Genomic DNA, 22,538 nt, shown 5'->3' on the forward strand with positions numbered 1-22,538 from the left:
GAGTGGAAATGTTTCGAGTAATCATCGCTGAAGATGACTTTCGGGTGGCCCAAATTCATGAAGAATTCATTGGAAAGATGGAAAATATGAGGCTTGTAGGCAAAGCACTAAACGCAGAAGAAACGTTAAACTTATTGGAGCAAAAGGATGCTGACTTGCTCCTTCTGGATGTATATATGCCCGATAAGCTGGGAACAGAAATGCTCCATAGTATTAGAGAAAAACACCCTGCTATTGATATTATTATGATCACAGCAGCAACAGATAAATCATTTTTAGAAAAAGCAATCCAATATGGTGTCCAGGATTATTTGATAAAACCGGTTACCATGGAAAAATTCCATTCTTCATTGAACGGGTATATAAAGAAGAAAAAAATGCTTCAAGCAACAGATGAAATTAACTCAGATATCCTTATTCAAGTTTTTGGATCATCTGAAAACCAGCCCGGAAATCAGTCTGCAACTTCCCTGCCCACTGGGATAGATTATCGGACCCTTGAAAAAATCAAACAATTATTAAAGGAAGAAGCTGAAGGGATAACTTCTGAAGAATCTGGTAAAAGAATTGGTGCTTCCAGAACTACTGCACGAAGATATTTGGAATATTTAGTCGGAGCGGGTGAAGCCCGGGTGGAACAGATTTATGGAATTGTCGGAAGACCAGAGCGGCGCTACTATATCAAATAAATCTTCCTTAAAACATTTTGTGAACAAAATGCACAAAATGTTTTTTAAATATTTAAAAAACATTATTTTGAAAACGTTTACACTCGTTCGTTAAGGAAGTTAGGATAAGTGTAATTAGTCATTCACATTTTCAACATGCAGTACTGCTTTGTGGATGCTAAAAAATACAAAGGAGCGAATGTTATGAAAAAACATGGATTAATCCCCTTCCTCTTACTGGTATTATTATTGGCAGCATGTTCAGGAAATGCCGCTGGTAATAAAGAATACCCTACTAACAATATTGAAATTGTTGCCCCTGCTTCGCCAGGCGGTGGCTGGGATCTTACTGCGCGATCATTGGAAAACGTCTTAACTGGCCAGGACTTAGTCAAACAAAATATCAATGTCGTCAATAAACCTGGCGGAGGCGGAGAAGTTGGCTGGCAATACTTAAAGTCACAAGATTCCCATACTCTGGCTGTTAATTCAAGCCTTGTTCTTACTAACAATCTTCTTGGCCAGAGTGAACTCACTTACAAAGACTTTACCCCGATAGCCACACTGGCAACCGAATGGCAAGCCCTGGCTGTTCCTGCTGATTCAAAGTTCAAGACAGCTTCTGAATTTCTGGAAGCAACTAAAAAAGATCCTTCCTCCATCAAAATTGGCGTGGGTCCGGGACTTGGTAATGATGATCACTTATCCTTGGTCCAGGCTGCCAGCGAATTCGGAATCAACCCATCAGAGTTAAATTTCCTAGTATATGAAGGCGGTGGAGATGTAGTAACTGCCCTTCTTGGCGGCCATGTGGATGCTGTAACCACTTCCCTGTCCGAAGTAAAAGACCAGCACCTTGCAGGCAAACTCAAAATCCTTGCTGTATCTTCTGAGAAACCAGTAAAAGGTATAGAAGATGTTCCTACATGGAAAGAAGCAGGAGTGGATATGGTCTTCCCCCACTGGAGAGGAATCATGGGACCTCCAGATATGACAGAAGAAGAGATTGCCTACTGGGACAAAAAACTCAGCAAACTGGTTGAAACGAAAGAATGGCAGAAAGTATTAGATAATAACGATTGGGAAGGGTTCTATAAAAATAGTAAAGAAACGAAAGCCTTTTTGGAAGAACAGCATGCATTATATCAAAAGCTTGTGAAAGATTCTGGATTAATTAACTGATTGACCAAAAACTTGCCTGTTGTCATGAATTGGCAGCAGGCAAATTCTTTCCTGGAATGAGGTGAATGACATTGAAAGGAATTAAGATAGGAGTTCCCATTTTGTTGATATTATATAGTATTACTTTCCTGATTGCATCCTTCAACCTGCCGAAAGCAAACCTGGGCAACCCCAATGCCCCTATGTATTTTCCAGCTGGACTAAGTATATTCATGCTACTATTCAGTTTGATTTATTTTATCCAGGAACTGAAAAATTTGGATAAGGACAATGAATATATCAGGCAGATCATAACTGGAAGAACTCCGAAATTGATCGGTTTTACAATTCTTTTTGGAGTTGTATATGCCTTTGTTTTTAATATACTCGGCTTTCTCGTATCAACTGTCCTATACTTAGGCGCCCTTCTATTCTATATAAATGGTAGGAAGAAATGGCTGGTTAACATCGTTGTAACACTTAGTTTTTCAATTATTTCCTGGTACGCATTCAGCGAGCTGCTTGGAGTTAGTTTACCTTAGGAGGTGACCTGTTTTGGATATTAATAGTTTTATGGACGGACTATCCATCGCTTTACAGCCGGTTAACATAATGTGGATTGTCATCGGAGGGTTTTTGGGAACGGTTGTCGGTATGCTTCCTGGCCTTGGTCCTGCAACAGCAGTAGCTGTTCTCATACCGATCACATTCAGTATGAATCCCGTCAGTGCCATTATATTAATGGCAGCTATCTATTATGGAGCTATGTATGGTGGTTCCAGGAGCTCCATCCTTTTGAATACACCTGGGGATGGTTCAGCAATCGCCGCGACCTTTGATGGTTATCCGATGGCGCAAAAAGGACAGGCAGGACCTGCTTTAGCCATATCTGCGGTTGCATCCTTTATCGGAGGAATCATGGCTGTTTTCGGATTCCTCTTCCTTGCTGAACCTCTGGCAAACTTCGCATTGAAGTTCGGTCCTGCCGAGTATTTCCTGCTTATGCTTTTGACTCTTTCAGCTATCGTAGCACTGTCTGTCGGAAAAATGGTCAAAGGCTTTCTTGCCATGATGATCGGTCTTGCATTGGCAACAGTCGGGATCGATACCCAGACAGGTGTTTACCGTTTCACGATGGGCATTCCCCATTTCAGTGATGGCATCGACTTTTTAATCGTCATCATCGGTGTATATGCAATCGGAGAAGTACTTTATAACTTTTTAAATATCGATCAGCAAAAGAAAGAAAAAAAGAAAGTCGGTAAAGTCTGGTTTTCTAAAGATCAGTGGAAAAGATCAAAATGGCCTATTATCAGAAGTGGTCCTATCGGCTTTCTTATTGGGGTCTTACCAGGAGCTGGTGGCACGATTGCATCAATGATTGGCTATACGACCCAAAAGCAGCTGGCAAAGAACCCGGAAGAATATGGGGAAGGGGCCGTAGAAGGGTTGGCCGCGCCAGAATCTTCCAACAATGCAGCTTCCGTCGGAGCAATGATTCCGCTTCTGACGATGGGAATACCAGGTTCAGGAACCACCGCTGTTATGTTAGGTGCCTTGATCATGCTCGGATTGCGGCCAGGCCCCTTGTTATTCGAACAACAGCCCGATACAGTATGGGCGTTGATTAACAGTATGTTTATAGGAAATATTGCTTTGGTGATCATCAATATCCTATTAGTAGGCTTATTGGTGAAAATTCTCGATACGCCTGCAAAAGTGCTTTACCCAATCATTGTACTGCTTGCCTTTATTGGAACGTACACCTTAAGTTATTCCACAATCGATTTCTTTTTATTGCTTATCTTTGGTGTTTTTGGACTATTTATGAAAGTGCTGGATTTTCCCATCGCCCCTCTTGTGCTTGCATTAATTGTTGGAGCTGACATGGAACAGAACTTTCGAATGGCAGTATTATCCTCAAGCGGCAGTTTAGGAATATTCTTTTCATCCGGAGTAAGTATTGCCTTGATGATTCTAACTATCCTTTCCCTTTGTTATCCATTGATCATCAAACTTGTAAATAAAAAAAGAAACAATAAAAATAGCGCTGAGGAAAAATTCACAAAAACTTCTTAAGGAGGTCCAAAAGTGTCTAAACCTGTTAAATATGATGTCGTTGTAGTTGGAGCCGGAAACGCTGCTTTATGTGCTGCTATCTCAGCAAAAGAAAAAGGGGCACAAGTCTTGGTATTAGAAAAAGGCCCAAAACATAAGCGAGGAGGAAACTCCTTTTTCACGGACGGAGCGATTCGTTTTGCTTACAATGATTTAGAGGATATACGGAAATTGATACCCGATTTGTCAGACGAGGAAGCAGAAAAGATAGTAATGCCTTCCTATAAAACAGAAGATTACTATGATGATCTTATGACCGTGACGAACGGGAAAACCACCCCGGAATTAGCTGGTCATTTAGTGGATAACTCTTACACTACAATTTCGTGGATGCAAGAACTAGGAGTAGAGTTCGTCTTAAACTACGATAATCAATCCTTTGAAAAGGATGGAATGTTCCATTTCTGGGGCGGACTTCCCGTTAAAACAAAAAATATCGGAATGGGCTTAATGGATACCCTTTTTACAAGAGCAAAAGAATCAGGAATTGACATTTGGTATGAGGCATGCGCCAAACAACTGGTAACCTACAATGGTCAAATTTCCTCCATTATGGTTGATAAAGACGGCCAATCGGTTCAGGTACCAACCTCGAATGTTATTCTTGCATGCGGAAGCTTTGAAGCTGATAAAAAAATGCGCGGAAAAGAAATTGGTAAAGAGTGGGAAGAAGCGATCGTCCGGGGAACAGAGTTTAACACTGGTGACGGCCTGGAAATGGCAATAGCCATTGGAGCACAAAAACATGGAGAATGGTCTGGCTGTCATTCAATAGGTACTGATTACAACGCACCAAAGGTGGGAGATTATACAAAACCGGGGGATATATTTAAAAAGCATTCTTATCCTCTAAGCATCATGGTGAATAAAGAAGGCGAAAGGTTCGTTGATGAAGGTGCTGACTTCAGAAATTATACCTATGCCAAATACGGGAGAGAAATATTAAAGCAGCCTGGTCACATCGCTTATCAAATATACGACCAGCAAGTCAGACCAATGCTGCGGAAAGAATATGATCTTACGGAGGCAACCTGTTATCATGCGGAAACACTGGAGGCATTAGTCAGTCAGCTTCCAGTAAATAAGGAAAGGTTTTTACAAACAATTGCCGAGTATAACGATGCCGTTCAAGAGGGCAACTATAACCCCACTATAAAAGATAATAAAGACACCAAAGGAATTACACCGCCAAAGAGCAACTGGTCTTTAAAAATAGAACAAGCACCTTTTTATGCTTACCCTGTTACCTGCGGAATCACCTTCTCTTTCGGCGGTTTACATGTTAATACGAATGGAGAAGTTCTCAACAAAAATACCGACCCAATTCCTGGCCTGTACGCTGCAGGAGAAATGGTCGGCGGAATATTTTATGAAAATTATCCCGGGGGTTCAGGTCTGATGTCAGGTGCTGTTTTTGGAAAAACAGCTGGTGAATCAGCAGCCGGAAGAGTCCAGAAAGAAACTAACATACTGTCGTAATAGTAAAAGCCACCAGATATTTCAATGGTGGCTTTTACACATAATAGGAGATTTTATATGATGAATAAAAAAACAATGATCCTGCTTATAACTGGAATACTCTATTTATTATTTTTCATGCCCATCTTTGATTGGGGTATCAAACTCCAGGCAATTGCTGCTTTAGTCATAATTCAGATTCTTTGGATCAGCCGTGTGTTTGCACTGGCTTACAGTTCATTATTATTCTTTTTACTACTATCCTTTCATTTTTTCACTTATCAGGAAACTCTGGCTTATTTCAGTTCTGAAGTTGTCTGGCTACTTTTCTCTACCTTTATCATTTCCCAGGCATTTATTGAATCGGGCCTTGCAAGCCGGGTTTCTTTTCAATTGTTAAAAATGTCGAGAGGATCGGGCCGGGCGCTGATATTCATATCATTCCTTCTATTGCTGATTCTCTCCATACTGATCCCTTCAAACGTAGGAAAAGCGAACCTGGTTTCATCTGTCTTTGACCGCTTATTAAAATATATAAATGGAATCAATAACGTAAATAACATAGGTGCCGCTCTATTTATTGGGATAAGCTATATGGCGGCTATTTCCGGGGCATTCGTCGCAACAGGGGCGAGCTCCACTATTTATACATTCGGTTTGTTCTCGAATATTGTTGCCGGGATTGATTATGTCACTTGGCTTATCTATTTCGTTCCGCCAATTGTTGTATACATTTTATTGCTCTGGCTTGTATTCATCTATGTTTTACCACCAGAAGCGATTGACAGAAAACGAATGCTGAAATTATTGGATGAACATCTTATCGAATTAGGAAAACTAAGCATTTCTGAAAAAAAAATGATGATAATCATGAGTATGGTACTTATATTATGGGCAACACAAACAATTCACGGTTTTTCGATTCCTCTCATCGGTTTACTGGGAGCTTCACTTACAGTCCTGCCAGGAATCGGCATTTGGGAATGGAAGTTGGCCAGAAAATCGATCGACTGGGATATGATGTTATTTTTTTCAAGTACGTTGATGGTATCTGGAATGCTAATCCAGACAGGTACGATAGCATGGATAGCTGACTTGGTTATTCGTACAATCAGTACCAGGTCGGAATTTGTAATGATAGTGATTCTTGTCTTATGTACAGCGATTCTCAGAATGATATTTGTAAATATTCTTGGTTATTTGACCATTATGCTTCCTTTGGCAATATCAATTGGTGAAGGTTTGCAAAATTTCTCCCCACTTATTGTTGCGATGGCTGTATTTTTAGCAGGAATTCCAGGTTTCTTTCTAATTACGCAGTCCCCTGTCCACTTGATAAGTTTTTCCTACGGTTATTTTACTGAAAGACAGTTGCTGAAAATCGGAGTCCCGTCCAGTTTATTATGGCTGATGTTAATTATTGGGGCCGTATTATTTTATTGGAGATTCGTTTTATGAAGAGCAGTTAAATTATAAAGCTCTTACAATCTATGTTTATCAAGTTTTGCTAAACTAGTGCATGTCTCCTGCAAGGCATCATCCAGGTAAAATCACTCTATGTCAGGAAAACATGAAAAGGACAGACAGCTTAAGAAGAAAACACCCTGCCTCTATTACGGCAGGGTGTTTTAATAAATGATATTAGTATACAGATAGGTATTGCTCTCGTTCCCAAGGATGTACTTGTGTACGGAACATATCCCATTCGATTTCTTTTGCTTCAATAAAATGTTCAAAGCAATGTTCACCCAGGGCTTTGACCAATATCTCATCTTTCTTTAGCAGTTCCAGAGCATCATACAAAGTTGCAGGCAAGTCTTGTACCCCGTTTTTCTCCCGCTCTTCTTTATCCATTACATAGATATTACGGTCCACGGGCTTAGGTGCTTCCAGGTTGTTTTCTATTCCATCAAGTCCAGAAGCCAGTAGTACAGCCATTGCCATATAAGGGTTTGCTGATGGATCAACGCTGCGTACTTCGATACGTGTGCTTAAGCCACGAGAGGTCGGAACGCGGATAAGCGGGCTGCGGTTTTGTCCGGACCATGCTACATAACAAGGTGCTTCATATCCAGGCACTAGACGCTTGTATGAGTTGACAGTCGGGTTTGTGACTGCTGTGAAATTCGTTGCATGTTTGATGATACCTGCGGTGAATTGGTAAGCGACTTTAGAAAGTTCAAGTTCCCCGCTCGTATCATAAAATGCATTTTCTTTACCTTTGAACAAGGACATGTTGGCATGCATCCCAGAACCGTTGACCCCGAACAGTGGCTTCGGCATGAATGTTGCATGCAGTCCGTGTTTACGTGCGATGGTTTTTACAACCAGCTTGAATGTCTGGATATCATCACAGTGTTTAACAGCATCAGAATATTTGAAATCTATTTCGTGTTGGCCAGGTGCAACCTCGTGGTGAGAAGCTTCGATTTCAAAGCCCATCTCTTCCAGTTCCAGCACGATATCACGACGGCAATTTTCTCCAAGATCAGTAGGCGCAAGGTCAAAATAGCCGCCTTTATCATTCAGTTCCATGGAAGGTTCTCCGCGCTCATCCAATTTGAATAGAAAGAATTCCGGCTCTGTACCGATATTGAAAGCAGAAAAGCCGAGTTCTTCCATTTTCTTCAGATTACGCTTAAGAATATTTCTCGGGTCACCCTCAAATGGAGTCATATCCGGATTATATATGTCACAAATGAAACGTGCTACCTTTCCTTTTTCAGAGGTCCAAGGAAAGACTACAAAAGTGTCAATATCAGGAATTAAGTACATGTCAGATTCTTCGATCCGGACGAAACCTTCAATGGAAGAACCATCGAACATCATCTCATTATCCAGTGCTTTGTCCAGCTGACTTAAAGGGATTTCCACATTTTTAATTGTCCCAAGCATGTCAGTGAATTGCAAACGGATGAATTTTACATTCTCTTCTTCAATTTTTTTGTAAACTTCTTTTCTGGTTATACCCATGGATTATTACTCCTCCTAATATTTAATGGAAGAATCGTGATAATTCTCCCTGTCTTAACGATGATTTGCCGTGTCTGCCTGCATTGAATAATTCCTGTTGCAGCATTCGGCGCAACTCTTTCTCTGATAGTTCATTGTGGATCTCTTCCACTTTACTCTGTTCCACTTCTCGATTCTCTGGAACTTCTTTCATCGAGAGAACCTGTTTGATTCCGGCTAGATTCACACCTTTTTCTATCAGGGATTTGATTTCAAGGAGACGGTCCACATCATTGAATGAGAACTGTCTACGATTGCCTTCCGACCGAGCCGGATTAATAAGGCCATGCTCTTCGTAGTATCTGATTTGTCTTGCGGAAAGGTCTGTCAAAGATTTGACAATCCCTATCGGGAATAACGGCATCGAACGTCTGATTTCATCATTCATCGCCTGCCACCTCCCTCAACGATTTATAAACCTATTATACGCATGTGAGATAATTGTTGTCAACGGATGTGAGGAAATATAACATGAAATTTTTAAAAAATTCTGTCACGGTGGTTATACGAATAGGGACTAAAAAAAGACTGAAGTGGTTTACCACCTCAGTCTTTACCCTTATCTTTCTTTTAAAAAACCAGCATTATGCATTTTTGCTACAGCATTTTTAACTGCAATCTTGACATGGGAATACGTCAATCCTCCCTGTACATATGCGGTATAAGGAGGTCTGATCGGGCCATCTGCTGTTAACTCCAAGCTAGCTCCCTGGATAAAAGTACCTGCCGCCATGATTACATCGCTTTCATATCCCGGCATGGGACTTGGATGCGGAGTGACGTGTGAATTTATCGGGGATGACTGCTGGATTGCCTGGCAAAAAGCAATCATTTGCTCGGCTGTTTCAAATGAAACCGACTGAATCAAATCTGTACGAGGAGCATCAAAGGAAGGAGTCGTCAAAAACCCAAGCATTTCAAGGTATTTCGCAGTAAATACAGCACCTTTCATCGCTTCTCCTACGACATGAGGCGCCAAGAATAACCCCTGATACATTTCCTGCAGCATGTTCAGACTTGCCCCCACTTCTTTACCAAGTCCAGGAGCAGTCAGCCGGTGGCTGCATAACTCTATTAAATCTTTATGACCAACGATATATCCGCCAGTTCTAGCTATACCACCGCCGGGATTCTTAATCAAAGATCCAGCAATTAAATCGGCCCCAGCATGAAGGGGCTCCCTTGTTTCGGCAAACTCTCCATAACAATTGTCGACAAAGATGACAGCACCTGGTTTTATTGCTTTAATGGAAGTTATCAGGCTTTCCAATTGGCTTATCGAAAATGAAGGTCTGTCAGCATATCCTTTCGAACGCTGGATAGCAATCATTTTCGTATTATCGGTAATCGCATTTGTTACTTCTTCGATATTGACCTCTCTGTTGGCGTGAAGGGGAATAGCTCGATAGTTGATTCCAAAATCCTTCAATGAACCGATATCACGTTCCTCCGTCTCCCCTATTACGCTTTCCAAAGTATCATACGGGGTACCTGTTATGTAAAGCAGCTCATCGCCAGGTCTTAATACACCAAACAAAGCAGTGGTAATCGCATGAGTCCCGGAAATAATCTGCGGTCTGACAAGGGCATCTTCTCCTCCAAAGACGTCAGCGTATAGTTCCTCCAACTTGTCACGACCAAAATCATCATACCCGTATCCTGTGGTGGGATTAAAATGACTATCACTGACTTTTAATTTCTGAAATGAGTCCAATACCCGCTTTTGATTGTCTTCTGCAATTTTATCGATATTTAAATGAATAGAGCGGATAGCTTCCTCAGTATCTATTGCGGTCTGTTCGATATTCATAAATATGTTTACTTCCTTTTCTCATAGTTGATTTTTCAAGGGATGTTCTTCATGGATTGCTCCTGTAATGAAATATCCTTCGCGATCTTCATCAAAATACATACTGCTCACAATGCTTGCACGTTTTACTTGTTGAAGCTTTTTCCCTTGAGAGGCTGGTATGAAAGCTTTATAATCTTCCCACTCTTCTTTCAGCATTTCTTCTACTTTATCCAGAACCCGTTTGATATCGATGGAATCGTGAACACTCACGGTCAGAGAAGGAAAAGCATGAGGAATAAAATCGTCTTGCAGCAAGTCCTTCTTATTATAAACAGTCAAAATCGGCAGATGATCTGCATCTAAATCAGATAGCAGCCGAAGCACTGTCTTTTCATGTTGTTCATGATCAGGGTGCGAGGCATCAACCATGTGGATTATGAAATCAGCCTCGGTCACTTCCTCCAATGTCGATCGGAAGGCCGCAATTAAAGTTGTCGGCAAATCCTGAATGAACCCTACCGTATCAGAGAGAAGCGCCGTAAACCCAGAAGCTAGCTGGATTTGCCTCGTTAACGGATCAAGCGTCGCAAAAAGTAAATTTTCCTCAAAAGAGTCACTTTCTGTTGCCCGATTAAAAAAAGTGGATTTCCCTGCGTTCGTATAGCCAACGATTGCTATTTGAAATGCACTGTTTTCCTTCCTCCGCTTACGGTACTGCTCTCTCTGTTTGACTACTGTCTTCAACCGGCTTTTGATATCGTCAATTCGCCTTCTGATGTGACGCCTGTCGCTTTCAAGCTTGGTTTCCCCGGGACCCCTTGTCCCAATTCCGCCCCCAAGACGGGAAAGCGCAGTCCCCTGCCCGATAAGCCTCGGGAGCAGATACTGTAACTGCGCAAGTTCTACTTGCAGCTTTCCCTCTTTGGTTTGTGCGCGCTGGGCAAAAATATCCAGAATCAGCTGACTGCGATCGATCACTCGAACTTCAAGCTTATCTGTAATGTTTTTGAGCTGACCTGGTGACAATTCTTCATTAAATATCACCAGGTCGATATCATATCCAGAGATATACTCCCTGATCTCATCTAGCTTTCCATCTCCGATATAAGTGGCAGGATGGATACGATCCCGTTTTTGTGTGAATATCTTGCTCACTTCTCCATCTGCAGTTTCTGTTAAAGATTGCAGCTCTTCAAGCGATGATTGAAACCTTTTTTCGTCCTGCATGGATTCACTGCGTGCAACAAGCACTACTTTTTCTTTATCTGCCATCATTTCTACCTCTTTCCGTAAGCATCTTACCTTATCATATCAAATGAGTCGATTCTTTTATAATCCCAGCTATTTTTCCTCAAAAACGATATCCCTAACATCCAGAGTCATTAACGTTTCTTTTGATGGGCTCCTAAGTTCAATTACCCTTGTGGCGTGTTTTCGGATCGCTTCTTCAATGAGATTTCTTACATACCTGCCATTTGAAAAATTATGAGGCAACCGTTGAAGCATTTGGTGAAAGTGATTCTTTAATTTCCATTGTGCCTCTTTTGAAAGCTTATAATCCTTTGTTTTTACCATGTCCATTGAAATCTCCAGTAACTCCTCAGATGTATAGTCCGGAAAATCAAGTGTGATCGGAAACCTTGATTTCAATCCGGGGTTAAGAGATAGGAAACGGGACATTTCTTTAGGATAACCCGCCAATATAAGAATGAACTCGCTGTGATGATCTTCCATACATTTAACGATCGTATCTACCGCTTCTTTCCCAAAATCCTTTTCGCCGCCCCTGGCAAGAGAATATGCTTCATCGATGAATAAGACACCACCCAGCGACTTTTTGATCAAGGCTTTTGTTTTCTGTGCGGTATGACCAATATATTCACCAACAAGGTCACCTCTGTCCGCCTCGACAAAATGCCCTTTTGAAAGAAGCTTCATATCATAGAAGATTTTCGCCAACGCCCTTGCAACTGTTGTCTTTCCAGTACCCGGATTCCCTCTGAACATCATATGAAGAACTTGATTATCTGTCGAAAGTCCAGCTTGTTTCCGTTTTTCCGCTATCAGAACCTGTGCATAAATTTCCTTTACTTTTCCCCGTAACCGATCCATTCCAACGAAAGAAGCCAAGTGGTCATCAACAATTTGAAATGGGTGGGGATTAGCTTCTGTTTCTGCGTGTACAGCAGTTCCCTCTGCGGCCTGTTTATTATGATCACGTAATATGATATTGATCTGGCCTTGTTGTTTGACTGACAAATGGGAATTCACCTGGATCACCCCTTATTCCCTAACACTATACGTCAGGACCGGCTTATTTGTGACAAACGCCCAGATTAATAATCCGTCATTTTAAGAGGGCAAGCGATAAAAAAACAGGCGTATATACGCCTGTTTTTTAAAGTATTCACTCTTTATCCAAGGTAATATTCTTAACTGGAGCGAATGTGGATATGGCATGCTTAAAAATCAGCTGTTGTTTCCCATCGGATTCCAGTAAAACTGTGAAATTATCAAATGCTTTGACAATCCCCCTCAATTGAAACCCATTGAGTAGAAAGACTGTTACCTGAATACGATCTTTTCTGAGTTGATTTAAGTAGTTGTCCTGAATATTAACGGATTGAGCCATGAATCTTCCTCCTCTTTTCTATCTATATTACTTTTATTTCTAGGTTGATTCCATCATTCCTGCTAAATCTTCTAAAATTGTTGCAAACTTTTCATGATAATTCTCCTCGGTAACCTCATACCATTGTACATCCAATTTATTTCGGAAATAAGTGTATTGCCTCTTTGCATATCTCCGGGAATTTCTTTTCAGCAGTTCTACAGCGCGGTCCAAATCATATTCACCGTTAAAATAAGGAATGAACTCTTTGTACCCGATAGCTTTCATGGACTGAGCATTTTCCAGCCCTTTTTCATACAAGTTCTTCACTTCTCCAAGGAGACCTTCTTTCATCATGTGGTCTACCCGTTGATTAATCCGTTGATATAATAATTCCCTGTCCATTTCCAGACCGATTATGATTGGCCGAACAGGCGACTCTCTTTCCTGCTCTTGTTTATATTCGCTCATTGTCTTTCCGGTGGTTTCATAAATCTCCAGCGCCCTGATCACTCTCCGTATATTGTTCGGATGGATTTTTTTTGCCTGGTTCGGATCAACTTCCTTAAGCTGGCGATATAATTCCATATTACCCTTATCAGCAACCGCGTCTTCAAGTGCTTTAGTAACATCTGGATTTCGTTTCTCCTCGGAAAAATGAAATCCATAAAGTACAGCCTGGACATACAATCCAGTACCCCCTACGATAATCGGAAGCTTCCCTCTTTTGGTGATGTCGTTAATATGTCTGGTAACACGTTCCTGGAATTCCGCTACAGAGAAAGGTTCTTCGGGATTTTTGATATCAATCATATGATGCGGCACGCCCTCAGCTTCTCCCTCCGATACTTTAGCAGTACCTATATCCATATGGCGATAAATCTGCATAGAATCTCCACTGATAACCTCACCATCAAATTTTTTTGCAATTTCAACACCTAATTTGGTTTTACCCACAGCTGTAGGTCCAACCACAGATATAACAAGTGGTTTCATAAATAAAATTACCTCAATTCTTCAATCTTCCTTAGCTATTATACATAAAATAACGCTTATTCACACCCTTATAACGAGTTTCGTTACAACCACACTAACGTTTTCCGTTAGGTGTTGGTAAAACCGGAAGTTATGCACAGCTAACGGATTTTGTTAGTTGTGCTGTAACGTAATGCGTTATTCGGTATTTTTGCCACTATCGTATTTCGTTAGCTGATGATAAACTACTGTCAAAGGAGGGTTTTGGGATGGTGATTTCTGAACGAATCAAATTTTTAAGAATGCACAATGAATGGACGCAAAAAACATTAGCTGAATATGTCGGTGAATCCTCCCAGGTCATTTCTAATTGGGAAAGAGGGTATACTTTCCCGGACCTGCAGAATGTCATCGACTTAGCTAATGTTTTAGATTGCACTACTGATTTTTTACTTGGCAGAAGCGATCAACCTTTTGATATCCTGAAAAAAATTGATAATGTATGGAAGGAAAAAGGGATTGAAGAGACCGATTTCTTCTATGTTCATGTATGGGAGGAATTAAGCAAAGAAGAAATCGACCAAATTTTAAACTTCTTTGATTTCATCCGGCAATCAAAGAAAACAGAACAAACGGAGGATTAACATAATGTCAGTTATGTAACCTTTTCCAGTGCCTGTACGTTAAGGAAGATTCAGTTTATCAAGAATTCTTTTAATCGTGTCTTGGACGTGTGGATGCCTGGATAAAACCAATGCACTTAAATATCGTTCGTAACGCGTGATTTCCTGTGCGAACCTGTCCTCATTATTTTCGTTAAGGAACTCATCAAACCTCACTACGTCATCCTGCTTTATTACAATACGGTTATTTAGTAAAGTTTCCTTATGATCTACCAGATAGTCGTAATCCTTGTTTTCTATCTTATAATGATCTGTAATGTAAATAATGAGGAGTTCCAAAGCAACATCAAGGGTTGCTTTTTCATGATTCTCCCCCTCCCCTACTTCCTTTTTTGCAATGTGGAATGCTTGTTTTATTAGATTCTCTAAGCCTTTCAGCCAATTATCCACTGCCTTTTCCTTATGATAGTCCTCAAACACATCTCGATAATAGTCATATGCTGCTTGGAAAAGACGATGGATTTCTGCTGTCCGATTCGTTTCATCAAACAAGTCGGCCGTTTCCCAAATTTTTTTATTATCCGTTTCCACTCTTACAGATAGTGACATCGTAATCCTCCAATTCCTTACAAATTTAAAAAGCTGAAGGGCAGCCCTCCGCCTCCTTCAGCCTTTTTCTGATCACATTACCCGCTTGAACATTTTTTCCATATCGTAGTCAGAAAAATGAACGATGATCGGCCGTCCATGGGGACAAGTGAACGGATCGGTCGACCTCCTTAAATCATCTAATAAATGTTTCATATCTTCATGATTTAAATAATGGTTCGCTTTGATAGATCGTTTACAAGACATCAATATAGCGGCTTCTTCTCTTATTTTCTTAATATCAATCTTGTTCTCATGCATGATTTGCTCTACCATATCATCAATAACTGCTTCTTCCTGCCCTTCAGGAAACCAGCTCGGATGGTTTCTAATAATGAAAGAAGTGTCTCCGAAGGGTTCGAAAAAGATACCAACTTTCTTCAATTCCTCCAGGTGCTCTTCAATTCGGAGTGCTTCTTTCTTGGAAAAATCAAATGTCATTGGAACGAGGAGTTCCTGCACCTCATTAGTTGTTTCGCCTAATTTGTCACGGAAAAATTCATACTTTATTCTCTCCTGGGCAGCATGCTGGTCTACGATGTACAATCCATTTTCGTTCTGCGCCAGAATATATGTCCCGTGAAGCTGACCAATCGGGTACAGGACAGGTACCCGGTTCCCATTCCCGTTATTGGTTTCTTGCCTGTCCTCTTTCTCCTGCGATTCATTATGATCTGTTTTTCCAACCAATGGTTCAGCTGCCATTTCCCTGACAGCTTCATCCTGCCGCTTTTGGTATTCAAAATTTTCCTCCTTGTTCCCATTATCTGTTTGCAACGAGGTTACAAACTGTTCAAAGGAGTTTTTATGCTCCAAATGGGCATCTTCTTTCTTGGTTTCCGCTTTCCTGTCTTCCATAAAATCAAACGATTTTTGGGTAGAATGTAACTTCTGTTTCTTACTCTTCCGGGAAGGTGCTTCAGGAATTAGCGACTCTTTTCTTAATTCTTTTTTTATCGATTGTTCAATTGTATCAAACAGCTCTTTCTCTTTGCTGAACCGAACCTCCAGTTTAGCAGGATGGACATTGACATCCACAAGGATTGGATCCATCTCTATATTAAGCACCACAAGGGGGTTTCTGCCGATAGGCAAAAGGGTATGATAACCCTTCATTATCGCTTTGTTCAAAGTGATATTACGAATATAACGTCCATTAATAACAGTGGACATATAGTTGCGAGAAGCCCTTGTCACTTCTGGTTTTGCAATATAGCCTTCAATTGTGAAATCAAGGCTCTCTGCCTTAATAGGTATCATTTTCCGCGCTACGCCCATCCCGTAAATCTGCGCGATTACCTGGAGAAGATCACCCCTTCCGGAAGTCTGAAAAAGCCTTTTCCCATTGTGAGAGCAGTCAAATTTCACCTCGGGATGGGACAATGCCATCCGGTTCAAAATATCCGTAATATGGCCAAGCTCAGTATGGATTGTTTTCATATATTTCAGCCTGGCGGGTGTATTAAAAAACAATTCTTCCACTGTTATTTCTGTGCCTTTTCTAGCATCGCTTTTCCCTCTTTGGAGAAGCTTTCCACCTTCTAGTTCGAGACGGGTTCCGGCCACTTGTCCTACGGAGCTCTGAATTGCCAGCCTGCTGACAGCAGCTATACTCGCCAAGGCTTCCCCCCGGAAACCGAGAGTGCGCACATGGAACAAATCATTTTCGTCTCTTATTTTGCTGGTGGCATGGCGGAAAAATGCATGCTCACAATCCTCTTCGGTCATGCCTTCCCCATCATCGATGATCTGGATTTTCTGGAGACCGGCTTCCATCAGATCGATTTTGATCCAGCTGCTCCCGGCATCAATACTATTTTCGACCAGCTCTTTTATGACGGATGCTGGACGCTCCACCACTTCTCCTGCAGCAATTTTATTCGCCAGTTGATCGGGCATCAATTGTATTTTCCCCATCGGTCTCCCTCCCTGCGTCATTTCTTAAGTCGTTTCTGCAATTTATACAGCTCATTCATCGCATCCATCGGAGTCATTTCCATGAGGTCTAGTTCTATAAGTTGTTTTTTCCATTCTTCATCACTGTAATTGCCTTTAAACGATGTTTTCGTAGCAGCTGCTTCTTCTTTGAACAGTGTCAATTGCTCTTCTGCTGTTTCATATTCCTGTTTAGAATGGTCGCCGCTTTCAAACTCATGAAGAAGGTGAGTGGCCCGATCGATCAGTGTCTCAGGCAGTTCCGCCAGCCTGGCAACATGAATGCCGTAGCTTTCATCTGCAGCACCTTCCCTGATTTGGTGAAGAAAGACAACATTTCCCTGGTATTCTTCCGCTCTTACGTGTACATTCATTAATCGTTCTAACGACTGATCAAGTTCAGTCAATTCATGATAATGCGTAGAGAATAATGTTTTTGCTTTTATTTCATGATGAATATGCTCCACAATCGCCTGAGCAAGTGCCATTCCATCATATGTGCTTGTTCCCCTGCCAATTTCATCAAGCAGAATCATACTGTTTTCCGTAGCGTTTGTTAAGGCATGCTTTGCTTCCAGCATTTCCACCATAAAGGTACTTTGACCAGAAACAAGATCATCTGCAGCACCAATCCGGGTGAATATTTGGTCAAAAATCGGCAAATTTGCTTCCTTACATGGGACATAGCAGCCAATTTGTGCCATGATGGAGGTTAAAGCAAGCTGGCGCATATACGTGCTTTTCCCTGACATGTTTGGTCCGGTTATGACTAGGACGTCAGTGTGATCATCCATATACACATCATTAGGGACAAACGTAGATTCCTTCATTACTTTTTCAACAACTGGATGCCGTCCGTCTTTAATATCTATCAGACGTTCCGTATTAAAGGAAGGACGTGTGTAGCCATTCTTCTCGGATATGGATGCAAACCCTTGCAGTACATCTATTTCACTGATTTGTTCAGCCAGTAATTGAAGCTTTTTAATGTAAGCTTTGGCTTTTTCACGCAGACTCAAAAACAATTCATATTCCAGCTCGACACTTTTTTCTTGAGCTTCCAGGATTAATGTTTCTTTTTCTTTTAGCTCCGGAGTGATATAACGTTCCGCATTGGTAAGCGTCTGCTTACGTTCATATTTTCCCTCTGGCAGCAGGTGCAGATTTGCTTTTGTTACTTCGATATAATAGCCAAATACACGATTATATCCCACTTTCAGGGATTTGATTTTCGTCTCTTCCCGTTCTTTTCGCTCCAGTTCAGCAATCCATTGCTTGCCATTTCTCGCAGCATCCCGGTATTTATCAAGCTTTGCATCAAAGCCATCTTTAATGATTCCGCCTTCCTTCAACGTTACAGGCGGATCTTCATGCAGGCTTTCATCAAGCAGCTCAAACAATTCCGGCAGCGAATCAATTCCTTTTTGAAGTTCATTGATTTCCTCATTTTCAAACCGTTCCAGTAATTGCACAATTTCGGGTATGTTTGCAAGCGATTGCTTTAATTGAATTAAATCCCTTGCATTCACATTGCCAAAGGAAACTCTACCGGATAATCGTTCCAAATCATACACCGACTTTAACTGCTCCCGTAGTTCCTCCCGTTCAAAATAATTATCTAAAAACCCCGACAGTTGTGCATGGCGCTTTTCGATTGCCTCTTTTTGCAATAGCGGCCTTTCCAGCCATTTTTTCAACATCCGGGCGCCCATGGAAGTTATCGTATCATCTATTACCCAGAGCAGACTGCCGGCTTTTCCTTGCTTTCGAATCGTTTCCATCAGCTCCAGGTTCCGCTTCGAATACATGTCCAACGACATAAATGTATTCAGCTCAATGGTTTCCACTGGCCGTAAATGATCAAGCGACCTTTTCTGGGTGTGTCGGATATAATTGAGCAGCCGTCCAAAGCCTTCTATGTATTTCTGTTGATTAATGTTAAGGAAAAGGTGGTCAAAGGCAGGATCGACTTTCGTATCATCCTGAAACGAAATTGTGTAATTTAAACGCTGCTGAAGTTCTTCCTGATACTTTTCAGGCAGTGAACTGGCAACAACCACTTCCTTGACCGGACGGTTATATAATTCACTGACTACGGATCCCCAGCCTTCTCGGATCAGTGCAATGGTGTTTTCCCCGGTAGTCAGGTCATTATAAGCAACTGTAAAACTGCCGTCATCAAAGGTTGTAATACTCGCCAGGTAATTGTTTTCTTTATCATCAAGCATGTTTCCTTCCATTACCGTACCTGGCGTAATCAGTTGGACGACTTCCCGCTTTACTACACCTTTTGCTGCTTTAGGATCCTCTACCTGTTCACAAATAGCCACTTTATAACCTTTTTCGATCAAGCTTTTAATGTAATTAGCTGCTGAATGATATGGAACCCCGCACATGGGAATACGCTCATCCCCCCCGTCCCGGCTTGTGAGAGTGATTTCCAGTTCTCTTGAAGCTTTTAACGCATCATCGAAAAACATTTCATAAAAATCACCGAGACGAAAAAATAAAAAGGCATCCTTATGCTGTGCCTTTATCGATAAGTACTGCTGCATCATTGGTGTATATTTTGCCATTAAAGATCCCCCAAAACGTACATATTTTCGCTAGCATCATTATAGCACAGATAGAAAATGGGGTTGAATTAAGAAGAAATAAAAAAATAACCCTCGCAGCAAAAGCAAGGATTATTTGATAAACGTTATTCTTCTTCCTTCCTTCCAAGGAAATCAGGATTGATTTCTGAAAAGTCCTCATCGGAGAGATCCCCGAAGTCAAAATCATCATCATCGCAGACACAGCCGTCAGGGTTTACCTTGACACACAGCTTTGTTTCTCCAATGACATCTACAAAAAATTCTCTCTCTACTTCCACGGCAATCTTCTGGCCATTGCTGGTGATATTGCATTCCAAACAGTTTGGTTGCTGTGACACCCTTGCAATCACTTCAAGATCGTCATTGATACAGTTTTCATCCTTGATGTACAGGGGCACATGATCACAGTAGTTGACCCGTTCTGTCACCACTTCTGTCTTGGTATTATCGTTATATGAATACCAGACATTCGCGTCATAGCTGCCCGTCACTTCCACGTGATCCCCTTTTTTCTTGGCGTGATAAATATGATTGATCACCCAACAACCGAGAATGCTAGATGGACGATGGGACGGAGAAATGATGTGAGTTGATTGCGTGAATTTTTTCCCTTTTCCACAAACAGCCTTCGTGATGATTTCACGGTACTCTTGGTCAAAGAATGACATCTCACCTAAAACCTCCCTTTGTCATACACAACATCCTATGCTTGAATTGGGCGAAATGTGCACATGCCGTTTTGATCAAGCAGAATATTGTATAAGGTTTTAGTTCATTCTATGCAAGAGCCCAGACAATTGTACGTAAAAAAGCCATTGAAGGTATTTTTCCCTTTCAACGGCTTTTTTCTATCAATGCCCGCAGGCACTATTATTCACTTTTGAACCGGTTTCTCCCTTTAGAACATCTCCACCTGTCGAGCGGATGACTTCGTTGGAAACCTCACGAGCAATCGTAGTAGTTACCATTTGCAGGATATCGTTGATGATTGTTTGTGAATGCTTGAATTCTTCAACGATTGGAATAGAATCCAGTTCATCCTGAACCCTGTCAATTTCTTTTTCTACCTTTTGTAATGCTTCTGTTTTACCATAAGCCTGGAAATTGACTGCTTGCTTTTGCAATGCTTTAATACGAGAAATATATTCTTGAACTTTCTTATTCTCATTGATTTTTGCTTCAATTTGTTTAAAACGATCGATTTCTTCGATATTTGCCATCATTTTCGCGAGTTTTTCAGCTTCCTCAACCACTTGCTGACGTGTATACTCTGCCATTTAATTCACCTCTGCTGCTTCTTCGACCATTTCTCCATCTAAGGACCAGGTCTTAGCATTATTAATTTTCACTTTAACAATCTGTCCAATCGCTGATTTAGGACCCTTGAAATTGACGAGTTTATTTCTCTTTGTATAACCAGCTAATACATCTGGATTTTTCTTGCTTTCTCCTTCAACAAGGACATCGACAATTTCACCATCGTATTTTTCCATTGCTTCAGCAGACTGTTTATTCACTAGTTCATTCAATCGCTGCAATCGTTCTTTTTTCACTTCCATCGGAATATTATCTTTCATTCTCGCTGCAGGAGTCCCCTCCCGTGGTGAATAAATGAAGGTATATGCTGCTTCAAATCCTACTTCTTCCACCAAAGACAGCGTTTCTTCGAATTGTTCATCCGTTTCATTCGGGAAACCAACGATGATATCAGTCGTCAACGTTGCATTCGGCATCGCTGATCTAATTTTATCGACAAGCTCCAAGTAACTTTCACGCGTATATTTACGGGCCATGATTTTCAGCACACTGGAGCTGCCAGACTGGACCGGCAAGTGAATATGATCAAGTAGGTTTCCGCCTTTAGCCAGTACTTCAATCAGGCGGTCATCAAAGTCACGGGGGTGGGAGGTAGTGAACCGTACCCTAGGAATATCAATTTTATGAATCTCGTTCATCAAATCACCAAGCCCATACTCCATGTCCAGATCTTTACCATACGCATTGACATTTTGACCAAGCAAGGTGATTTCTTTGTATCCTTGTGCTGCCAGGTGGCGGACTTCCTGAATGATATCCTGTGGAAGCCTGCTCCTTTCTTTCCCTCTCGTGTATGGAACAATACAGTAGGTACAGAATTTATCACAGCCGTACATGATATTGACCCAGGCTTTGATTTTACCTTTTCTTGAACGCGGCAGGTTTTCGATAATGTCTCCTTCTTTAGACCAAACCTCGACAACCATTTCTTTCCCATACATCGCTTCCTTTACCAATTGTGGTAAACGATGTATATTGTGCGTTCCGAAAATAAGATCGATGAAATGATGTTTTTTCAAGATGCGGTTAACAACAGATTCCTCTTGGGACATGCAACCACACACACCGATGATCAGATCGGGGTTTTCCGTTTTCAATGGCTTCAGATGCCCAATTTCTCCGAATACTTTATTTTCGGCATTCTCGCGGATGGCACATGTATTTAATAGGATGATATCTGCTTCCTTCGTATCGTCAGTTGCAACATATCCCATCTCTTCCAGCATACCGGCCATTACTTCCGTGTCATGTTCATTCATCTGACAGCCGTAGGTGCGAATCATGAATTTCTTGCCTTTTCCTAAACCAGCCATTTCCTCCGGTATCGTAAAGTCATAATGAACTTGTACTTCTTCCTTACCACGCTTTTTGGCATCTTTTAAGGATGGAGGCTGATAGCTTGTTTCAAAGTACTTAATAAAATCTTCACTTTTTTTATTTTTAATCCGGTGAAGGTTATCCTGGTCGGATTTTACGTCCGCTGAATCAGCCTCTCGGATTTGGCTCATTTCTTTACGCTGTTGCTCGTTCATCAACAGGGCTCCTTTCCTATTGCATATCTAACTACAATATTATATCAATATTTGCACTAAAAATTAAGTGGGCAAAAAGAAATGGCCGACC

General features: G+C 41.3%; 20 protein-coding genes. 7 read left to right on the plus strand and 13 right to left on the minus strand.

The features are described from left to right. The first annotated feature begins 8 nt into the window (after window positions 1-8). The 6 genes from JOC33_RS07675 to JOC33_RS07700 all read left to right on the plus strand — a co-directional run bounded on the left by JOC33_RS07675 (window position 9) and on the right by JOC33_RS07700 (window position 6,863). Complete coding sequence (locus JOC33_RS07675; RefSeq protein ID WP_205091909.1) at window positions 9-689, plus strand: response regulator; 681 nt, start codon at window positions 9-11, stop codon at window positions 687-689. Between the two features lie 183 nt (window positions 690-872). Further along, entirely contained in the window at window positions 873-1,850 is a 978-nt protein-coding gene (locus JOC33_RS07680) for a tripartite tricarboxylate transporter substrate binding protein (RefSeq protein WP_205091910.1), read from the plus strand. 101 nt (window positions 1,851-1,951) lie between these two features. Continuing rightward, window positions 1,952-2,371, plus strand: a complete 420-nt coding sequence (locus tag JOC33_RS07685) for a tripartite tricarboxylate transporter TctB family protein (protein ID WP_239534062.1) — start codon at window positions 1,952-1,954, stop codon at window positions 2,369-2,371. A gap of 31 nt (window positions 2,372-2,402) precedes the next feature. Continuing rightward, complete coding sequence (locus JOC33_RS07690) at window positions 2,403-3,908, plus strand: tripartite tricarboxylate transporter permease (RefSeq protein WP_239534115.1); 1,506 nt, start codon at window positions 2,403-2,405, stop codon at window positions 3,906-3,908. 12 nt (window positions 3,909-3,920) lie between these two features. Beyond that, a complete protein-coding gene (tcuA, locus tag JOC33_RS07695) occupies window positions 3,921-5,426 on the plus strand; it encodes an FAD-dependent tricarballylate dehydrogenase TcuA (protein ID WP_205091912.1) in 1,506 nt (501 codons plus the stop codon). A 57-nt stretch (window positions 5,427-5,483) separates the two neighbouring features. Then, complete coding sequence (locus tag JOC33_RS07700; RefSeq protein WP_239534063.1) at window positions 5,484-6,863, plus strand: SLC13 family permease; 1,380 nt, start codon at window positions 5,484-5,486, stop codon at window positions 6,861-6,863. 183 nt (window positions 6,864-7,046) lie between these two features. Here the strand turns inward: JOC33_RS07700 and glnA are convergent, their stop codons facing one another. The 7 genes from glnA to miaA form a co-directional block, all read right to left on the minus strand. Then, a complete protein-coding gene (glnA, locus tag JOC33_RS07705) occupies window positions 7,047-8,378 on the minus strand; it encodes a type I glutamate--ammonia ligase (protein ID WP_205091913.1) in 1,332 nt (443 codons plus the stop codon). Between the two features lie 22 nt (window positions 8,379-8,400). Further along, window positions 8,401-8,805, minus strand: a complete 405-nt coding sequence (locus JOC33_RS07710) for a MerR family transcriptional regulator (RefSeq protein WP_205091914.1) — start codon at window positions 8,803-8,805, stop codon at window positions 8,401-8,403. A 171-nt stretch (window positions 8,806-8,976) separates the two neighbouring features. Further along, window positions 8,977-10,227 (minus strand): methionine gamma-lyase family protein, encoded by a 1,251-nt coding sequence (locus JOC33_RS07715; RefSeq protein WP_205091915.1) that lies wholly within the window; start codon window positions 10,225-10,227, stop codon window positions 8,977-8,979. A 21-nt stretch (window positions 10,228-10,248) separates the two neighbouring features. Next, window positions 10,249-11,481, minus strand: a complete 1,233-nt coding sequence (gene hflX / locus JOC33_RS07720; protein ID WP_205092465.1) for a GTPase HflX — start codon at window positions 11,479-11,481, stop codon at window positions 10,249-10,251. Window positions 11,482-11,550: 69 nt separating this feature from the next. Beyond that, the gene (locus tag JOC33_RS07725) at window positions 11,551-12,480 is read right to left on the minus strand and encodes an AAA family ATPase (RefSeq protein WP_205091916.1); all 930 of its coding nucleotides are present in this window, start codon (window positions 12,478-12,480) and stop codon (window positions 11,551-11,553) included. Between the two features lie 136 nt (window positions 12,481-12,616). Then, window positions 12,617-12,841, minus strand: a complete 225-nt coding sequence (gene hfq, locus JOC33_RS07730; protein WP_205091917.1) for an RNA chaperone Hfq — start codon at window positions 12,839-12,841, stop codon at window positions 12,617-12,619. Between the two features lie 39 nt (window positions 12,842-12,880). Further along, window positions 12,881-13,816 carry a tRNA (adenosine(37)-N6)-dimethylallyltransferase MiaA gene (gene miaA, locus JOC33_RS07735; protein ID WP_205091918.1) on the minus strand — a complete coding sequence of 312 codons (936 nt, stop codon included), beginning with the start codon at window positions 13,814-13,816 and terminating at the stop codon, window positions 12,881-12,883. Between the two features lie 248 nt (window positions 13,817-14,064). Here miaA and JOC33_RS07740 point away from each other — a divergent pair, with 248 nt between their 5' ends. Next, window positions 14,065-14,439 carry a helix-turn-helix domain-containing protein gene (locus JOC33_RS07740; RefSeq protein ID WP_205091919.1) on the plus strand — a complete coding sequence of 125 codons (375 nt, stop codon included), beginning with the start codon at window positions 14,065-14,067 and terminating at the stop codon, window positions 14,437-14,439. A gap of 39 nt (window positions 14,440-14,478) precedes the next feature. Here JOC33_RS07740 and JOC33_RS07745 read toward each other — a convergent pair whose 3' ends face one another. The 6 genes from JOC33_RS07745 to miaB all read right to left on the minus strand — a co-directional run bounded on the left by JOC33_RS07745 (window position 14,479) and on the right by miaB (window position 22,447). Beyond that, window positions 14,479-15,027: a hypothetical protein gene (locus tag JOC33_RS07745; RefSeq protein ID WP_205091920.1), complete on the minus strand. Its 549-nt coding sequence runs from the start codon at window positions 15,025-15,027 to the stop codon at window positions 14,479-14,481. A gap of 72 nt (window positions 15,028-15,099) precedes the next feature. Beyond that, a complete protein-coding gene (gene mutL, locus JOC33_RS07750) occupies window positions 15,100-16,983 on the minus strand; it encodes a DNA mismatch repair endonuclease MutL (RefSeq protein ID WP_205091921.1) in 1,884 nt (627 codons plus the stop codon). A gap of 17 nt (window positions 16,984-17,000) precedes the next feature. Next, on the minus strand, window positions 17,001-19,577 hold the full coding sequence (gene mutS, locus JOC33_RS07755) for a DNA mismatch repair protein MutS (protein ID WP_205091922.1): 2,577 nt from the start codon (window positions 19,575-19,577) through the stop codon (window positions 17,001-17,003). 125 nt (window positions 19,578-19,702) lie between these two features. Further along, complete coding sequence (locus tag JOC33_RS07760; RefSeq protein ID WP_205091923.1) at window positions 19,703-20,266, minus strand: outer spore coat protein CotE; 564 nt, start codon at window positions 20,264-20,266, stop codon at window positions 19,703-19,705. Window positions 20,267-20,449: 183 nt separating this feature from the next. Next, entirely contained in the window at window positions 20,450-20,875 is a 426-nt protein-coding gene (locus JOC33_RS07765) for a YlbF/YmcA family competence regulator (protein ID WP_205091924.1), read from the minus strand. Continuing rightward, window positions 20,876-22,447, minus strand: coding sequence for a tRNA (N6-isopentenyl adenosine(37)-C2)-methylthiotransferase MiaB (gene miaB / locus JOC33_RS07770; protein ID WP_205091925.1), 1,572 nt, complete (start codon window positions 22,445-22,447; stop codon window positions 20,876-20,878). Window positions 22,448-22,538: the final 91 nt, after the last annotated feature.

Source organism: Thalassobacillus pellis (assembly GCF_016908295.1).
Lineage (GTDB): Bacteria > Bacillota > Bacilli > Bacillales > Halobacillaceae > Thalassobacillus > Thalassobacillus pellis.

Bases quoted from the DNA above. Each gene is read 5' to 3' on its own strand.
- JOC33_RS07675 (WP_205091909.1), top strand. From the start codon at position 9: ATGTTTCGAGTAATCATCGCTGAAGATGACTTTCGGGTGGCCCAAATT.
- JOC33_RS07680 (WP_205091910.1), top strand. From the start codon at position 873: ATGAAAAAACATGGATTAATCCCCTTCCTCTTACTGGTATTATTATTG.
- JOC33_RS07690 (WP_239534115.1), top strand. From the start codon at position 2,403: ATGGACGGACTATCCATCGCTTTACAGCCGGTTAACATAATGTGGATT.
- JOC33_RS07700 (WP_239534063.1), top strand. From the start codon at position 5,484: ATGATGAATAAAAAAACAATGATCCTGCTTATAACTGGAATACTCTAT.
- glnA (WP_205091913.1), bottom strand. From the start codon at position 8,378: ATGGGTATAACCAGAAAAGAAGTTTACAAAAAAATTGAAGAAGAGAAT.
- JOC33_RS07710 (WP_205091914.1), bottom strand. From the start codon at position 8,805: ATGAATGATGAAATCAGACGTTCGATGCCGTTATTCCCGATAGGGATT.
- JOC33_RS07715 (WP_205091915.1), bottom strand. From the start codon at position 10,227: ATGAATATCGAACAGACCGCAATAGATACTGAGGAAGCTATCCGCTCT.
- hflX (WP_205092465.1), bottom strand. From the start codon at position 11,481: ATGGCAGATAAAGAAAAAGTAGTGCTTGTTGCACGCAGTGAATCCATG.
- hfq (WP_205091917.1), bottom strand. From the start codon at position 12,841: ATGGCTCAATCCGTTAATATTCAGGACAACTACTTAAATCAACTCAGA.
- miaA (WP_205091918.1), bottom strand. From the start codon at position 13,816: ATGAAACCACTTGTTATATCTGTGGTTGGACCTACAGCTGTGGGTAAA.
- JOC33_RS07740 (WP_205091919.1), top strand. From the start codon at position 14,065: ATGGTGATTTCTGAACGAATCAAATTTTTAAGAATGCACAATGAATGG.
- JOC33_RS07745 (WP_205091920.1), bottom strand. From the start codon at position 15,027: ATGTCACTATCTGTAAGAGTGGAAACGGATAATAAAAAAATTTGGGAA.
- mutL (WP_205091921.1), bottom strand. From the start codon at position 16,983: ATGGGGAAAATACAATTGATGCCCGATCAACTGGCGAATAAAATTGCT.
- mutS (WP_205091922.1), bottom strand. From the start codon at position 19,577: ATGGCAAAATATACACCAATGATGCAGCAGTACTTATCGATAAAGGCA.
- JOC33_RS07760 (WP_205091923.1), bottom strand. From the start codon at position 20,266: ATGTCATTCTTTGACCAAGAGTACCGTGAAATCATCACGAAGGCTGTT.
- JOC33_RS07765 (WP_205091924.1), bottom strand. From the start codon at position 20,875: ATGGCAGAGTATACACGTCAGCAAGTGGTTGAGGAAGCTGAAAAACTC.
- miaB (WP_205091925.1), bottom strand. From the start codon at position 22,447: ATGAACGAGCAACAGCGTAAAGAAATGAGCCAAATCCGAGAGGCTGAT.